18 protein-coding genes are annotated in these 14,428 nt (G+C 47.4%); all 18 read right to left on the minus strand.

The genetic code is table 11. From position 1 onward, the window contains the following. Window positions 1–179: 179 nt before the first annotated feature. Window positions 180–1,037 (minus strand): isochorismatase family protein, encoded by an 858-nt coding sequence (locus AC0YNZ_RS29800; protein ID WP_475830009.1) that lies wholly within the window; start codon window positions 1,035–1,037, stop codon window positions 180–182. Window positions 1,038–1,986: 949 nt separating this feature from the next. After that, window positions 1,987–2,139, minus strand: coding sequence for a plasmid mobilization relaxosome protein MobC (mobC, locus tag AC0YNZ_RS29805; RefSeq protein ID WP_110774174.1), 153 nt, complete (start codon window positions 2,137–2,139; stop codon window positions 1,987–1,989). Window positions 2,140–2,348: 209 nt separating this feature from the next. Further along, the gene (locus AC0YNZ_RS29810) at window positions 2,349–2,987 is read right to left on the minus strand and encodes a fibronectin type III domain-containing protein (protein ID WP_475830010.1); all 639 of its coding nucleotides are present in this window, start codon (window positions 2,985–2,987) and stop codon (window positions 2,349–2,351) included. Window positions 2,988–3,059: 72 nt separating this feature from the next. Continuing rightward, window positions 3,060–3,596 carry a hypothetical protein gene (locus AC0YNZ_RS29815; protein ID WP_475830011.1) on the minus strand — a complete coding sequence of 179 codons (537 nt, stop codon included), beginning with the start codon at window positions 3,594–3,596 and terminating at the stop codon, window positions 3,060–3,062. Window positions 3,597–3,862: 266 nt separating this feature from the next. Beyond that, a complete protein-coding gene (locus AC0YNZ_RS29820) occupies window positions 3,863–4,456 on the minus strand; it encodes a PcfJ domain-containing protein (protein ID WP_475830012.1) in 594 nt (197 codons plus the stop codon). Between the two features lie 18 nt (window positions 4,457–4,474). Continuing rightward, window positions 4,475–5,005 (minus strand): hypothetical protein, encoded by a 531-nt coding sequence (locus AC0YNZ_RS29825; protein ID WP_475830013.1) that lies wholly within the window; start codon window positions 5,003–5,005, stop codon window positions 4,475–4,477. Window positions 5,006–5,276: 271 nt separating this feature from the next. Continuing rightward, window positions 5,277–5,654 carry a hypothetical protein gene (locus AC0YNZ_RS29830; RefSeq protein WP_475830014.1) on the minus strand — a complete coding sequence of 126 codons (378 nt, stop codon included), beginning with the start codon at window positions 5,652–5,654 and terminating at the stop codon, window positions 5,277–5,279. A 37-nt stretch (window positions 5,655–5,691) separates the two neighbouring features. Beyond that, window positions 5,692–6,006 carry a hypothetical protein gene (locus AC0YNZ_RS29835; RefSeq protein WP_475830015.1) on the minus strand — a complete coding sequence of 105 codons (315 nt, stop codon included), beginning with the start codon at window positions 6,004–6,006 and terminating at the stop codon, window positions 5,692–5,694. A gap of 129 nt (window positions 6,007–6,135) precedes the next feature. Next, window positions 6,136–6,972 (minus strand): ArdC family protein, encoded by an 837-nt coding sequence (locus AC0YNZ_RS29840; protein WP_475830016.1) that lies wholly within the window; start codon window positions 6,970–6,972, stop codon window positions 6,136–6,138. A gap of 99 nt (window positions 6,973–7,071) precedes the next feature. Further along, a complete protein-coding gene (locus AC0YNZ_RS29845) occupies window positions 7,072–7,353 on the minus strand; it encodes a hypothetical protein (protein WP_475830017.1) in 282 nt (93 codons plus the stop codon). After that, window positions 7,350–7,508, minus strand: a complete 159-nt coding sequence (locus tag AC0YNZ_RS29850) for a Spo0E family sporulation regulatory protein-aspartic acid phosphatase (protein ID WP_475830018.1) — start codon at window positions 7,506–7,508, stop codon at window positions 7,350–7,352. Before AC0YNZ_RS29850 ends, AC0YNZ_RS29845 begins: the two co-directional genes overlap by 4 nt. Next, window positions 7,483–7,656, minus strand: coding sequence for a hypothetical protein (locus tag AC0YNZ_RS29855; RefSeq protein ID WP_475830019.1), 174 nt, complete (start codon window positions 7,654–7,656; stop codon window positions 7,483–7,485). The genes AC0YNZ_RS29850 and AC0YNZ_RS29855 overlap by 26 nt, the downstream gene beginning before the upstream one ends. A gap of 1,257 nt (window positions 7,657–8,913) precedes the next feature. Continuing rightward, complete coding sequence (locus AC0YNZ_RS29860) at window positions 8,914–9,075, minus strand: protein kinase (RefSeq protein ID WP_475830044.1); 162 nt, start codon at window positions 9,073–9,075, stop codon at window positions 8,914–8,916. A 534-nt stretch (window positions 9,076–9,609) separates the two neighbouring features. Continuing rightward, window positions 9,610–10,347 carry a tyrosine-protein phosphatase gene (locus AC0YNZ_RS29865; protein WP_475830020.1) on the minus strand — a complete coding sequence of 246 codons (738 nt, stop codon included), beginning with the start codon at window positions 10,345–10,347 and terminating at the stop codon, window positions 9,610–9,612. After that, complete coding sequence (locus tag AC0YNZ_RS29870) at window positions 10,347–11,180, minus strand: carbohydrate ABC transporter permease (RefSeq protein ID WP_475830021.1); 834 nt, start codon at window positions 11,178–11,180, stop codon at window positions 10,347–10,349. The genes AC0YNZ_RS29865 and AC0YNZ_RS29870 overlap by 1 nt, the downstream gene beginning before the upstream one ends. Window positions 11,181–11,195: 15 nt before the next feature. Beyond that, entirely contained in the window at window positions 11,196–12,140 is a 945-nt protein-coding gene (locus AC0YNZ_RS29875) for a carbohydrate ABC transporter permease (RefSeq protein ID WP_475830022.1), read from the minus strand. A gap of 17 nt (window positions 12,141–12,157) precedes the next feature. After that, on the minus strand, window positions 12,158–13,519 hold the full coding sequence (locus tag AC0YNZ_RS29880) for an ABC transporter substrate-binding protein (protein ID WP_475830023.1): 1,362 nt from the start codon (window positions 13,517–13,519) through the stop codon (window positions 12,158–12,160). A 76-nt stretch (window positions 13,520–13,595) separates the two neighbouring features. Next, window positions 13,596–14,417, minus strand: coding sequence for a metallophosphoesterase family protein (locus AC0YNZ_RS29885; RefSeq protein ID WP_475830024.1), 822 nt, complete (start codon window positions 14,415–14,417; stop codon window positions 13,596–13,598). Window positions 14,418–14,428: the final 11 nt, after the last annotated feature.

Here is a 14,428-nt window from a genome sequence, read left to right on the forward strand (position 1 = left end):
GGCGAGTTTCTCCAAAGCAGTATATTTTCCTCTAGACATGAAAAAGCTCCCCTCACAGTAGCAGGCTTTTTATTATTTCACCTGTCTACCGTATGGGGAGCATATCAGACGTGAAAATAATGTCCTAGACTGCCGCTGTTTATTGAACTCCGTATCCGTTAGTTTAGAACTCCAACCCACTAAGAGTTATCGAACGATTTCACCAGATCGGAGGAGATTATAGAATACCCCCATAATTTCTCAATTTGTTCGATGGCTACCTTAGTACGCCACAACCCTTTTTCCGTTTCAGCCGATTCATATGTTGTCGTGCAATCTCGAACGATATTTGTCATGTATCCATAAGAATGCATATTCCGAATGCCGTAAGTGCTGTTCATGATGCATTCATCCGTCTCGAAACCCATATAAAAAAGCACTCTAATGCCCCTATTCCGGAGAAGGCGGTCAAATTGTTCACTAGAGTAAATGAGCAGATCTCCCTCTTGCGGCTCGACTTCAATTGGTATATTAATTCGGTCGTAGACATGGCCTTGCACATTCATCCAGGAGACATTAAACACATCGTCTCTGTGTCTGGATTTCCAAGTTTCCCGCCATTCGAATTCAGGAAATGCCGTAGTCTTCTCTTCCATACTCACTTCATAAACCTGAAGGTCAGCCAAATGAGACCGTTCTTCCTCTATCATCGAGGTGTGCCACTGGGGGTAATGACTCAAAAACTGAGGATGATTGCAATGGAAAATCTGGATGCCCTGTTGTCGCAGTGAACGTACTGCTGGCGTTATTTTGTTCAGAATGATCTCTTTCTTCCTTAACGCATGAGAGGTGCCTCTTTCCGTGCTTAACTCCCAACCTAAGGAATCAATGACAGGGCCATCCTCCCACCCAAAGTTCCACAAATCCACGAGGGCAACTCCGATTTCTTCACTTCGAATTGTGAACCGGGATGATGACCGTACAAAGGTTGATTCCGTATATGGCACGGCGGTTCTTGGCGATCTCGGGGTGAAATCTAAGTCAATTTTAACTTCCATAGCAAACACCTCCTGTAACGATTTTCGTCACAAAGGAGGAAAATCCTTCAAACCCGACTTCTCCATCCGTCACGCTAAAGTTAGCACAACAGGCTGCCGAGTGAAACATCAGCAGCCTACGTAGTGAAGCATTATGAAGCTATCGTACCCGTTAGCCATCCATGCCGCTCACGCAACACCACAGATTATAGAAGTAATTGCGTTCTTCCATGGGAGCTTAACAAAGAACAAGATTTTTATAATATCAATGCGAACCATTATTTTCTATTTTATTATCGATATCCTCTAAATCTAATTCGCAACATTTAATAAACCATCTTTGACAAGCCAGGTTGCTTGATTGCAGAATTGATGCTCTCGATTCCTATTTATGTATTCCATTATTACTTTTTATCCTTAAGTTTCCAAAAAACAGACCCCTTAATAAGGACAATTGAATAACCAGAGGGCCTTTCCAAGTCAATATTAAACGGTACATTTTATATAAGAGTAAAACTAAATTTTATTTATCATATCGGCTATCGACCATACCCAACCAATCAACGATACCCATAAAGGAATAGATAATGTGCTACCCCATAATAACCCGATAACGAAATTTCCGTCCTTATTCATTGGCGTTGCCTCCTGAGGTAATCTGTCGTCCATTTCTTTTCTTTGTGTTACTTATAGTATATGTAAGCGCTTCAAAAAATACAAGATAATTGTTTAAATTTTTAAATAATTCTGTTAATTAAGTTTATGAGTTAGAATTTCTCAGTTATGCGGTATAAATCATAAATTGATGGTTTTTATGATTAGACAACAGCTCAGCACGCCAACAAACTCTTTCTCCTATACTAGATCCAATTTAGCTGAGAACATATCTCATTAGAAAAGCCATCCCCGCATCAGCCAAAGAATATGGAAGTGGCATTAAAGTTCAAAGTAGTACGTATTGTAATTTGTTTTACGTATGGCATTTTGAATATCCCCCATCGTAAAATTTTTCGATCTGGTTATAGATGCTGTCCAGCTGCTTCTTCAAATACTTCATATCATCTAGGCTTACATGTTCCAACTCGTTCGCGCGGCAGGCTTCTTGATTGATGTTGTTCCCGATTTTGTTGACCTAAACCAATTGTTCCACCTGCGAGAATTGGCACTCGGCGCCCTGCCCGCTAGACCATAATCAGACTACGCAGCCTGTGATTTACACCCATGAATAGCCCGAGGATCTGCGTCCGGCCTTGTCACCAAATCGCGGGTGCAAAGAAGGCCGCGGGAGACCCCGCGGCCGGTCATTAAATTTCCGTAAACATAGCAATATCTTCAGCGATTGTCATATTTGATGCTCACATAGACGAAAACCTTTTTATCCGGACTATAATCATTGCCCGTATGTCCCTTAACTCTCCACTCTGCTCTGTAACCTCCGGGCACCTCGGAAGCACTGTATTCGGTACCATCTGGGAGTAACGTCGTATCTTCCGGCAATCGATTACCCCCGCCCACGGTCTCCAGACTTAGGTCATAATCTTCCCCTTCTGGGGAAACCATGGAGACCTTAACGACTCCATGGAAACCTTCAGGGGGGCTCCAAGATCCACTCAACTCTTGTCCTGAGGACGAAATGTACCCGTAATATAACAAAAACTCATAATTGGATCCGCCGTATGAATAAGTTTTGGAATCGGAAAGCTGAAAAGAGCCGGGAGCCGTATATGCTGTAGTAGTCGTGACATCTTTTTTCACACTTTGATTGCCATCGGCATCAACGGCGACCAATGAAAAGAGGTAGGACGTGTTTGGAGACAGCCCCTTCACGTCATAGCTGTTCACATCCCCGTTCAGGGTAGCCAGCAGCGTGTTGTCTTGGTATACCTTATACTTGTCTACGCCCGTTTCATCCGTAGCCGGCTGCCAATTCAGCTGTACGCTGTTATAGGTCACATCGGTAACCGTCAGCACGTCGCCCGCAGGCCACTGTGGCGTTTCAGGAGTGGCTTGCCAAGTTCCTTTAGCGTGTCCACGGAAACCGCTTTAGTCCGCTGAAGAAAATCCCGTTTCATCCTGGCCGTACGGAACTCGCGTTTTTCCCTTCCTGGCCAGAAACATGGGCTTTTGATTATAGGTCTGGATATGATCGATCAAACCGCTCAAATAATAGTCCGTCACACGTTCCGGAAACGTCGCCATCCGATCCCGCAAAATGTTTTCAATCACCCAAGCTTTTCGTGTCCACCATTCATACGTTTTCCCTGACTCCTGCGCGACTTCCAGATACTCATTTCTACCTGCGTCTATCACCTTATTAAAAAGCCGTACATAGTTGTATTTGTCCTTCCTTTCCCGGCGAACTTGCCGCAGCAGAACCATCAAAAAATACGTGGATTTTTCCATCAGTTCGGGTGTGGAGAGCTCCGCATATTCAGCGCAAACAAAAGGATCGGCCAGCAGTGGCTTACGTCTTCCGTTGCTTTGAACGTCAGCCGAAGCCACCGTCATTTGACAAAAGGTGCAGAAGTAATGATTTTCATCAAATTCAAGTGCTACGCCGCAATAAGGGCATGTTTTCATGTGCGTTTTCCCTCCCTATTTGGTTGAATCCACCCGCCGGAAAAAGAGTTTTCCCGGCGGCTGTATTGTTTACACTTCAACAATATTCCGACAAAACGTCGATTACGCCATGTATCTGCATCAGTCTCATCCATTCCGTATCTCCGTGAACTCGTTTCCGTCTTATGCCGTTATGGATGCTTTTCTGTCTGACTTACGACTCCTTAGTTTTTCTGCTTTAAAAGCTTGAATAAATGAATGGACTTCATCAGTTGGATGACAGTGTCTCATTCCATAAACTTGAACATTTTCCGATCAATAACTTCCATCGTGTAGAAGGGTGTTTCTGGAAAATCAATCTTCCGGATAAGGAAAATTGATGATATTCCTTCCGCATATTTTTCTGCGTATTGCAGTGCTTTCCCTTCCTCAAACAGTTCCATACTGTCTCTGGCTGGACGCAAGAAAAGTTTACCGTCAGTGAAATGAAAAACTTGGAGTTCAGGAAGCCTTGCCGCTATTTTGATATTCAGCGATAAGTCCGCTTTGATCTTAACCCTCTTAATCATTTTTTGGTGGGCGGCATACAAATCGTTCGGAAACAAAATAGAATCTTTGGATAAATCCATTTCAAGCGTTTGGCAATCCTTTAGGTAGTCGCGCCATGCAGTTAAAACGGTCGTTGCCGACCGATAATGCTTCCCTTCTCTTCGCAGTTGTTTGAGGATGTACTGATTGATTTCATCCATAGAAGCCAAAGAGAGCAGCTTCTCGATTTCAGCTGCATAATATCCTTCTCCAAGTGCGCTGAGAAGAGCGGCATCGGCCATCGTGATGTGGGAACCGCGTTTTTTTGAAACATGGTAATAGTGTAAGTCCATTACCTTTAGTTTAAGTTGTTAATCTTTAATGTCATGAAGCTCCTTTTTAGAAAGACGCATGACTTTAGGCAGCGTCTTCCCTCTCCAGTTAATGACGCCATACGTTTTATCGCCTGTTAGCTTCGCCTGGACGATATGCTGAAACCCTGCTTTGGTGATATATTCGATGCTCGGATACTGCGCGTAACGTTGAAAAAGCCGGATCATATCCCCATTTTGATCAAAGTACCTTTCCCACGTGCTGTACTGAAAAGGCGTACCCTTTACCGCCTCTTCTATACTTGCCCGGCATACCGTTGTACGCTTGTTTACCATGGATGGAGGGTAATCGGAAAAGACCTGTTTTCGCTTAAACCATTTTCCCCATCTATTTTCAAGCAGCGCATAGTTCCCCGGTTCAAAAAGATACATATACTCCACGCGATACTCCGTTTTCGTTTCCCGGTAATCCCCTCTGTAATCGCGGGCAACTAAAATTCCTCGCGCCGTGATCGCTTCCGGATGGAGAACGGATTTCTCGTAAAAGGTGAAGTACGCTTGATCAACCATGGCTTTCCTTCCCATCCCACTCGCTTTCACCTTGCATGTCGAACCGCATTTTTTACAAACCGTTTCGTCTCCATGTTTCAGTTTTTCGGTCAGATACTCTTTCTGGCAATGGGTGCAGTGCCCGAATTGAAAACCTCCATGACGACGCGTGAAGAGATATCGGCTTGAAATCAGCGCTTCATCGGTAGCATATTCACGATTGCTTTGCTGATTTTTTCTGGGAAATGAGCAAAAATACGATGCTTTTCAGCAGAAGTTAGTTCCGTCATCGTTACATCCCTCCCAAAAACAGATCTAGCGTGAGCTGCCCGGTGTCTTCTTTCTTGTTTGGCTTCTTGATCGGTTCAGCAGCTGCACGTTTGGGGGGGACGGCTGGTAATGGCTGCGGAGGTCGAATAGGAGCAGCCGGGACTTCAGGAAGCGGATTTTTAAAATAGGCAAGAAACGCTTCGAATCCTTCTTCATCCGTCAGCACCGCAACATGGCCGACCTTCTTTTTTTCAGCAACCATCCGCATGGCATCCAAGCTACTGGCGATACTCTTCTTTTCCTCCATGATCTTTTCCGCAAGGCCGATATGATCGGGCAAATATTGAAGTAGCAATTTCCCAATCACCTGTACATACGGATTGTTCGTATGGGCATCCATTCCGCTTGAATTTTTTGAATGGCTTTTTCGGTCATGGTCACATTCCTCCACTCGTTTTTTGTTTTGAATCCGAATGCAAGAAAAGTTGTTTGAAATGGTGTTCCAGTTTTTTGGTGTAGGCCTCGTTTAAGTTTCGGCGCAGTTCCAACTCGCGGATGTACGCCTTCATGCAGTCTATTTCGTAATTTTCCGGCGTTACGTTCGCGACATCAAGTATTTCGGTTATCGTCATCATGTCGTAAGTCTGTACGAATTTAACAGCATTAAAGAATCCCATTTGAAGCGAATGTTCGACAACAGCCCAAACAAGATTTTTATAAGTTTCATACGAGGATGCGAATAATTTTTCCATTTGAATCATCACTCCTATTTCTTTGATTTTCTCGGGCACGGTCTTGAACCCATGGCGCAACTTTTTATCGGGAACCCCCGGCCCCGATCGGGAAGGGGTCCCCAATTGTGGCCGGCGCATTTTCCGCTGTTACTCGGCTGCTTCCTCGAAGGTCATGCCCAAAATAAAGTCCGCCGCCTTCTGTGCCTGCCCTGCAGCCTGCACAATCAACTTTTTATCGTCTTTCAGCTTCCGCAGCCATCCGCCGATATACGCCGCGCTGTTTTCTAGCGTGCTGTTATCTACTCCGGCCACGCCGCAAAGCATCGCCGCGCCGATTTCCGCCACAAGTTCTTCCTTGCTGTAGACTTCACTTCCGAAAGCAGCAACTTCCGTGATTCCGCAACGGTTTAAGCGTTTTTCGTGCCCTGTGGAGTGAATTAGCTCATGGAATAAGGTCGAATAATATTCTTCGGGTTTCTCATAGTCGCACAGCTGTGGAACGCTGATGTAATCCTGTGACGGTACATAAAACGCCTGCCCTGACTTATACCGAACGGGCGGCGCATCCTTGTACCCCTGACAAATCCGCTCCGCTTCGTTGATGGGGTCATGCTCATAGGTTTGATCGTTTCGCTTGCTCTGCAATCCTTCGCATTGCTTGGTAATCTCGAACACGCTGTAGTAGCGCAAATACGGTATTTTCGACCTTTCGCCGCTTTCTTCATCCTCTTTCTCTAGCCACGTCCAGAACACGACGATTTGCCCCTTCTCACCCTTCTTCACCTTGCCCCCGGCTTCGGTCACCTGCTTAAAGCTCGCGTACTCTCCGGGCTCCAGCAAGAGCGTATTAATGCCCCTGTACGGCTTTTGGGTTTTCCAGTTCACCGCCGCACCGACTCTCCAAGGTCTGCGCCAAGGCACAACGCCATTTTCCAGCTGCTTTACAATCCGCTCGGTTACCATCTCATAAATTTTTACGCTCATATGTTCCCTCTCCCTTATAGCGTGGTATAATGGAGGGGCGAAGGGGTACAGCAATTTCTTCGCCCCGGTCCGTTTGCTCCCTTTAAGCAAATGGGCCTTTTAATATTCGGATGGAAGTAAAAATGTGGTCACGCTGCGGTCATGCTCGGTGATAATCCAGAACTTCACACCGTCCGCGCTTGTGTAAGTAGACAGAAGCCGAAAACCCTTTTCTAACGCCTCGTTGTTGTGCGCCCAATCCTCGGTGCAAACCTCGCCCCAATCACCGTTATGATGTCGTGTAAGAGCTGAAATACGATCTTTCTCGCTTGTCGCTCTCATGACTCCGGTTGTCGCTACCACTTGTCCTAGTGGAAATTTACCGATAAATAAATGCGTCATGCGCTTTTCCTCGCTTTCATTTGATAATAGGTGTTTAGCAAACCGTCCAACTTTTGCGACTGTTCCACTACTTGTGGAGCGCTAAGGCCGTACCGCTCGGCAAGTTGGTACATTTGGTTTCGCGCTTCCTCAACCCGATTTAGAAGCTCGTCCATCCGTTTCCACCTCCTTTCCCTGCTCGTCGTTCTCCATTTCGAAAACGTCCCCATCATCGTCCGGAAAATCAAGATCAACGAAATCATAAGAAGATTCAAAACCCGTTTCCCGGCGCGGATAAAGCGCGTCAAACTCTCGATTGCCCATAGCTGCTTTTCACCCCCTTTCAAGCTTGCTTTTTGACCTTGAACCCCTAAAATTCGGAACCTGTTTGCCGGTCCCCGCGGAGCGAAATATTTAAGGTTTGTGAGCAGTTATCTTGCTTGCTGTCTTGCCTTGCCGTATGTAGTTTTCAAAGAACAGAACATTCGTGTACCGTAGCCGTCGCAGATTTAAGAGCATATAGGTTCTCGCAGGGCAAGGCTGCCCGAAGGGACGACAAAAAGGTTTTTGAGCGTTTTACTCAAAAACCTTTTTTCGCCTTGCGCTGTGAGGTTCTCTATGCTCCCATGCGACGAGATGGCTACGGTACAGGATTGTGTCTTTGAAAAGCGGAATAGGGTAAGGCTGCACGCGAGAGAACGTCTGCGAAACGGACCTTTTCTTCTTCGAACTGCTTACAAAGGTCGTGCTTCCAGGGTCTACCCTCGAATGTTGGGAACGATGATGGAATGGAGTGATAGCGGAGTGGAATCATGGTTCCGATCTGCTTCGTAGAACATGATGGTTTGCGGAGATGGAGCGCCAGTGGAAGCAGAGAAAGCCATGATGTTCGAGCATAAACCAGAGATCTCTGCTTCCTTGCGAGTCCCGTTAAGAACCCCAATGGAACCCGGATGCTATTTCCGGGGTCGCTTGGGATTTAGGGACGGTGAACCGGGGGATTAGAGACCATTCGTCTTTGATGCCTTTATTAGAAATCGGCCGATCACTCACCGGCATACGCTAAAATCAAACCACCTCCCCTTAAACCCTGTCGTTTAAGATTAAGACCCTGGCTCAAGCCAGATCCTTGCTTAAGGCTTAAAAAAAACAGCCCTTAAAAGGACTGTTGAATCAACTTTATGCGTCGGTCGTGTTGAAAGAAAATAAAGTATTAGACTAACGATGCGTCATTAAGCTCCCATGGAAGAACGCAATTACTTCCATAATCTGTGGTGTCGCGTGAGCAGCATGGATGGCTAACGGGTAAGATAGTTTAATACTGTTAGCGGTAATAAGCGACTTATTTGATTAAGTTTTTCACTTTCATAAACTCATTTGACATCTCTTCGATGCTGTTAAACCGCTTATTAATATCTGGATCATACTCAATGGATAAATAATTATAAACCTCTTGATTACGCTTATAGAGGCCGCCATTTGCATTGCCGGTCAACACAAAATTGATGAGCTGGGCTAATGCATAAATTTCATGTCGTACTTCATAGTTCCCAAATCCGATTTTCGCTAAATTGGGATCGTTCAGAGAACCTTTAACAATGCTACCTGGATCAGTCTACGTACTTTCCGGTATTTTAGCAATCCAAAATCAGAAACCTTCGCTATAATAGTCTCATCATCATGAATCTTTATTAACACATTTGATGAACTAATATCACGATGTAACAACCCCTTAGAGTGTATATATAAAGGCTCTAAAAATTTGTTGAATAATCGAAATCCGCGTGGATGAAGTTATCGCTGGATTTGAAGCGGTAGAGAGAGTATTCGAGGCGCTTCGACATAGAAGAAAAAGGTTTGTACGATGTGATGTGTTTGAGAGAAGCCAACGAAATTAAACTTGTCACTAGTTTTGCATTTCTACTGTACTGATTGGAGTAGGGATGGGGATCGCCGTTGGCACTTCCGTAGGCATCACGATGGATTGGTACCCTACGTTATCCTGTTCATTCAATGAAAAAACAGCCGATCGTTCTGGCCGGCTGTCTTCGTGTTTACATTAAGCCATAGCACCCGTTAGCTTAATCCGCTTCGCTTAATAACTACTCCAAAGGACATAAAATCCTGACAGGCTGTTTTTTAGATACTTATTGTGCACAGATTTCTTAAAATTGTGCTTCCAATTAGGGGTAACTCATAGTCCCTAATATGCTCATACTCTAAATCTTCCACCGTCCCACTATTGTCAATTTGAAAGATGTTGATTCTATTCCCTCATTACGGCTGCAGCAGCATCCGTTTCAAGCCCGCTATTTGCTCCTCGCTAAGCCCGATACTTGCAAAATAGCTTTTTGCACCGCCGAATGCGCCGTGCAAATGATCGAGCATCAACTCCATGTTGCTTGGTGCGCTGCCAAGGAAGCGCTCATACATGTCGGCCGGAATTTGCTTGGGACGATCCTGGCGTAGCTCATCCATGATTGGCGACAGGTTGACTTCCGTCTCCGCATAATCGGCAATGATGACCGAGCGTTCAACGCCGGCAAGATCAAGCAACAGGGCTGCTACGACCCCTGTCCGGTCTTTGCCTGCTGCGCAATGGAACAGCACGCCGTCGCCTTCGGCTTCAGCCATCCGCTCGAACACTTCACGGAGCATCGGTCCGCACTCATCCAGCATATTAACGTACATGTCTCCCAAGCTGCGAATATTAGCATTGGTCGAGGTCGCCGGGTTAATCAAACTAATATTGTAGTAGTTAGTCCGCGCCGAGCCGTTGAACACATTGCGCTTCTCCGCCAGCTCTTTGGCATGCCGAAGATCGATTACGGTGCGGACTATGCCAAGAATCGTATCCTGATCGTCGCTCGTCAGTCGATGAAGGCCGTCTGCACGCAGGAAACGACCTGTTTGCACCGTGTGACCTTCAGCCGTTAGATAACCGCCAATATCCCTTACATTATAAGCTCCCTCCAACCGGAGTAGCCGCTTGTTGCTGTCTGTTGAAGTTGTCATTATTTCAGCCCGCCTTTTACGAAAGAATCAATAATTTGTCGTTGCAGCAATAAGTAGATAATGAGTACAGGCAAGCTTGCGATCGTCGTGGCCGCCATAAGCGCTCCCCACATGTTGCCGTCGGAAGAGATGAACATTTGCAGCCCTTTCTGCACAGTCGTATTCTCCAGCTTCGTTGTCACGAGAAGCGGCCAGAAGTAATCGTTCCATGAGGTGATGAATAGTAAAATGCCGATAGAAGCGATCGAAGACTTCAGATTCGGCATGATCGTGCGCCATAATACGCCCCAATCCGAGGCGCCGTCCAGCCTTGCGGCTTCGATCAATGTCTTTGGATACGATTTGAATGCATTGTACAGCTGCAGCACAGCAAAAGCCGAGGCGATGTTCGGCACGATAAGACCAGCCAATTGATCCCGCCAACCAAAGTCGCTAATGGCGACATAGTTCGGAATCATAATGACTTGGAATGGTACAAGCCATGTGAGCGCGATCAAACCATAGATCAAGCTGCTTCCGCGAAACTCCCAGCGCGTGAACGCATAAGCGGCCAAAATACTCGTAAGAAGCTGCATAAGCGTCTGTATAACGGCAACAACCATCGAATTGCCCAGCATGCGTCCCATCGGTATGGCATTCCAAGCGTTCACGTAATTATCAAATGTAAGATGAAGCGGAATAAAGCTCGAGGTGAACACTTCGCTCTCCGGCTTCAAGGAGGTTACGATCATCCAATAGAGCGGAAATACCGCCAGCAACGCGAGCGCGATCAACGCGGCATGCTTAATCGTAGCAACCGTGTAAAACCCCGCATTGCGTCCAGCCTTCCCCATCTTCGTTCCTCCCTTCTAGTTGTCGAAGAACGATAGCTTCTTCGTCATTTTCATAAACAGCCAAGCAAGCACACCGAATCCGAGGAAGAAGACGACAGCAGCAGCCGAGCTTGATCCGATATTGAACGATTGGAAGCCGTACGTCCAAAGCAAGTAGTATATGTTCGTCGTCGTGTTGAAAGGCCCTCCTTGCGTAAGAACGTTAATGTACGAGAAGCTCCATTCCGATGCGAACAGCGTGCTCATCATTGCCATAAATAAGATCGTTGGCGACAACAAAGGCAACAGAACATGCCATATGATTTGGAACCAGTTGGCCCGATCGATCTTGGCAGCCTCGATATATTCCTTATTGATGCCCGTCATGGCCGCCGAGAAAATAAGCGTGCTGAATCCGATGAGCTTCCAGCCGGTAATGAACGTGATCGACCAGATGGCCCAATGCTCGTCAGTGAAGAATCGAATCGGCTCAGACAGATGAAACCAGTCCACTAACGCCTTGTTCAAAATACCGTTCGTCGGATGCATGATCCACCGCCATACGGACGATACGGCGACCGGCGCCATAATCATCGGCAAGAAAATGAGCGCGCGATACACATTACTCGCTTTTCTTCCGATATTATCGGTGGCGATCGCGATGATCAGAGGAATAATGAGTGAGAACGGAATAACGCCCAACGTGTAGATTAGCGTGTTCCATAGCGCAATACCCATCTCTGGCAAGTTGAATAGATTAGTGAAATTTTTAAATCCAACGTATTGCTTCGGCGATGTAGGAAGCAAGTTCCATTGGTAGATGCTTAGATTGAACGTCTGCAGCAGCGGCTTGTATATCCAGAAGCCTATCGACACGAGAGCTGGGAGTAGATAGATATACGGCTTGATTCGGCCAAGCCGCAGGAACGGCTTTCGTTCCTTGCTTTGCGGCTTGGCGCGTGCTGCATGACGGCGAGTCATGCCTACTGCTTCATAGCTCATTGGATCAGTGCTTGAGCACGTTGCTGCGCATCTTGCATAATGGAGGCAACATCGCCATCGCTAACGATCGCCTTCGATACGGAATCATTCAAGATCGTTTCGATCTGTTTCCAGTTAGCGCCTGGATACGATACCCATGGCTGCAAAGAGTCGAGCTGCTCCAGATTCGGCTTCACCAGCGGGTTCGCTTCTACCCAACCCTTCAAGTAGTTCGGGTCATCAACGATGGCCGGACGGAGCGGCAAATAACCGATTTCCGAAGTGATAATCGTGTACCCGCGCTGGCTCGTTGCGAACTTCAAGAACTCCCATGCCGCTTGCTGCTTCGCTTTGTCATCCGTCAGAATGAATAAGGCGCTTCCGGAGTTGACCGGTGTTGTCGGCTTGTCGCCGAATGCCGGCATTTTCGCTGTCTTCAGCTCCCAGCCTCCCGCTTGCGATGCCGTTACGAACGAGCTTTGAAGCGCGCTTGTAAACAGCAGCATGCCGATCTTGCCTTGGCTAAACGCTTCGATCGCTTCGCCGTCGTTAAGCTTGCTGTTAGCGCCGCTCTTAATCAAATCCTGCCACATTTGAACCGCTCCAACTGCCTCGGGCTCGCCGAACTTGATCGTCTTGCGATCGTCGGACAGCGCTTGACCGCCGTTGCTGCCGATTAGCGCCTGGATTATCCAGTCGCCGCCCATCGCGCCGCCTACATGAGCGCCTGTAGAGTCTGTTTTGTCTGCGATCTGCAAGCCGTATTCCTTCACTTGCTCCCACGTCGTAGGCGGAGCGGCCGGATCAAGGCCCGCGTCTTGGAACAGCTTCGCATTGTAGAATAGAACCGGCGTGCTGAACGTGAACGGCAAGCCGTAGGTTTTCCCGTTCATTTGTCCCAGCTTCATGCCGTTCGGCGAGAAGCCTTCGAAGTTGGCCTGCAATTCATCGGCCGGCACAATATCTTCAAGCGGCTTGGCGTTGAAGTTGTTGACGGCAAAGTCGAGACCGTCGAACGTCAGCTGCGCGATGTCAGGAGCAGAGCCCGCAACGATATCAGCCTGCACCTTGGCGTTAATGTCAGTCGAAGATATCGGAACCGCATCGATCTTAATGTTCGGATGCGTATCCTCGAATTCTTTGATCAGCTTCTCCGTACCGGGAATTTGGCTAGCGATTGCCAGGTTGTAACTATAGAACTTCAGCGTCACTTGCTCGTCCGATGCCGTATTTTCCGTTTTTCCGGTATTAGCCGTGTTAGCAGCATTCGCATTCGCGTTTGAACCGTCTGTGTTAGAGCTTGTTCCCGCATTGCCGCAAGCCGATGCCAGCAGAGATAATGACACTAAAGTGGCAGCCACCATTTTTTTGTAAGCCATGGTTAACTCTCTCTCCTTATTGGCCCATTAGGGCTCTTATATTTATAGGTGTTCCTCCGAAACGGTACCGTTCTGCTTACGCATGGGCATGAGCCGCATCCATCTTCCATTCGAATACGATTCGTTGATCGCCTGCCATCGCCATCGGATGAACGATCATTTGTCCTTCCTTCACCAGCACAAGGTTATATCCGCTGTTGTCGATGAATTTCATAACGTCATTGCTGGTCGGTTCGATACCGAATGCAACACCCGTAGCGGCAGCGCTTATCACGCCTTGGAACAGTCCGATATTGTTGCAATGTATATGGCCCGACAGCAAACCGATTACATCGCTGCCCTCGATCGCTGCAGCCAGGTCCTGCGGATTGTCGAGCAGATGGTTATCCATCATCGGCGTCATCGTCGATACGACCGGATGGTGATGAACGATAATCGTGCCGTTCGGCGCTGGCGTCGCAAGCACATCGCGAAGCCAAGTCAGTTGCTCTTCGTCCAAACGACCGCCATGCGAGCCCGGAACTTGCGTATTCAGCACGACAAGACGAAGACCGTCTACCATGATGCTGTAATAGTACGATTCCTCCGACGGCTGCTCCTGCAAATAACCTTCGCGGAAGAACGGGCGCGAATCATGATTGCCTAGCGCGACATATACGGGTATGCCAAGCTTCGCTTTCTCCTCGTCCAGCACTGCACGCAGGTGACGATAGTCGTCGACATCGCCATCCTGCGTCAGATCGCCGCTAACGACGACGAAAGCCGGCTTTTGGCTAAGCTTGCCTAGCTCCACGAACGTTTCGCGCAATTTTTTCGTTGCATCCATTTCAAAAAGCGGATTTTTGCCCGGCACGTTAACATGGGTATCGGTAAGATGTGCGAAAAATACGGGTTGCATTATTGTCCAGC

The organism is Paenibacillus sp. J2L1-98 (assembly GCF_056269405.1).